At 43.8% G+C, this 258-nt stretch carries 1 pseudogene; it reads left to right on the top strand.

Going from position 1 to position 258, the window contains the following annotated elements:
* Positions 1–258, top strand: a pseudogene (locus tag BHE89_RS02320) (3'-5' exonuclease); the annotation flags it as partial.

Below are 258 nucleotides of genomic sequence, written 5' to 3'. Positions count from 1 at the left end.
GCATTAGAATCAGGCGAAAGCCAGGCGGATGCGTATCAAGATGCCGTACAGTTAATGACGCTTCATTCGGCTAAAGGGCTCGAATTTTCACAAGTCTTTATTGTGGGTGTCGAAGAAGGCATGTTCCCAAGTCAAATGTCGCTAGATGAAGGTGGACGTTTTAGAAGAAGAGCGTCGCTTGGCTTATGTTGGTGTCACGCGAGCAATGAAAAAAGTTAACACTCACTTATGCTGAAAATCGTCGTTTTATATGGAAAA

The sequence above is a fragment of the Shigella sp. FC1967 genome (genome assembly GCF_001743005.1).
Taxonomy (GTDB): Bacteria; Pseudomonadota; Gammaproteobacteria; order Enterobacterales; family Enterobacteriaceae; genus Proteus.
The sequence above is the reverse complement of the archived record's forward strand: the minus strand, read 5'-3'. Positions and strand labels throughout refer to the sequence as shown.